The sequence below is a fragment of the Brevibacterium sp. Mu109 genome (genome assembly GCF_900169375.1).
Classification (GTDB): Bacteria; Actinomycetota; Actinomycetes; order Actinomycetales; family Brevibacteriaceae; genus Brevibacterium; species Brevibacterium yomogidense_A.
In genome coordinates this window covers 1-1,132 of sequence record NZ_FXZF01000111.1, presented here as the reverse complement: position 1 = coordinate 1,132, position 1,132 = coordinate 1, and the positions used below count along the sequence as shown (strand labels likewise).

1 protein-coding gene and 1 pseudogene are annotated in these 1,132 nt (G+C 64.4%); both read right to left on the bottom strand.

From position 1 onward, the window contains the following. Nucleotides 1-343, bottom strand: a pseudogene (locus BSP109_RS16730) (aldehyde dehydrogenase family protein); the annotation flags it as partial. A 141-nt stretch (nt 344-484) separates the two neighbouring features. Continuing rightward, nucleotides 485-814 (bottom strand): DUF5058 family protein, encoded by a 330-nt coding sequence (locus BSP109_RS16725; RefSeq protein ID WP_101602075.1) that lies wholly within the window; start codon nt 812-814, stop codon nt 485-487. Nucleotides 815-1,132: the final 318 nt, after the last annotated feature.

Below are 1,132 nucleotides of genomic sequence, written 5' to 3'. Positions count from 1 at the left end.
CACGCGGCGTTTTCGGGAGCACGACAGTCGGCGCCATCCAGTAGCCAGCACCACTGGGGGCACTGCCGGTGAACGCGATGTCGACGCCCTCGAGGAATCCGGCCACGCTCTCGCGGTGGCCGCGCGAGATGAGCGGGCCCATCTCTGCCTCCTCGAGGCTGGGGTCGGTGACGACAACTCCGGACACCGCAGGTTCGAGAAGTTCCATGAAGCGCTCGAAGACAGAGTCGTGGACGAGGATGCGCGAGCGCGCGCAGCAGTCCTGGCCGGCATTGTCGAAGACTCCATAGGGCGCGGTGGCCGCGGCGAGCTCAAGGTCCGCGTCACCGAAGACGATGTTCGCGTCTGCGACGAAGATCAGATAGAACGGCACCGAGGTGGCGATGAGGAATCCGATGAACAGCGTGATCGAGCCCCACCGGCTGGTGGTGCGCTCGAACGCCGCGTGCGAGGGTGATGTGATGATCGATGACATGTTCTCTCCTCAGGCTTCGGGCAGTCCGAGACCGGCATAGTGGGCGAAATACGCGGCGACGAGGCCGATGAGCAGGGAGAAGTCCAGTCCCCATTCCAGCAGCCAGTGCCGTTTGAGTGTCTTGGCCAGCAGCAGGCAGATGCTCATCACGACTGCCGAGACGATGACGGCGATGACGTGCGCGGGCGATTTCGGCAGCTCACGGAAGGTCAGCGCCGCAAAGGCCGCGAGCAGTGCCGCACCCGGGATGATCACCTGATCGGCGGGGGAGCCCGCTATACGAAGCTGCTGCAGCAGGCGAGCACGGAGGAGGTCGAAGCCACCAGGGGAGGCGGACACCTTGCAGAGGGCATGCTCGAATCCTTCTGGACTCACGCGGGGTCGTTCAGAGCGCTGGTGTACGAATGCGAGCTCACACTCCATGCCGCTGATCTCTCACGCGGCACCGGACATGACTGGCGGATCGATGAGAGCCTTGCCGAGTTCAACAGGCCGCCACGCCCGATAGGCGGGGGAGTCACGCACGCTCAACGCGTGCTGCTGCTGTCGGGCCGGTAAAGGGTTCCAGGCGGTGACCTGGTAGAGCCGCGGTGCTTCAGCGCTTCTTCGGTGAGATGTACATGGTGATGCGTGCGGTGACGAAGGCGATGCCATTCG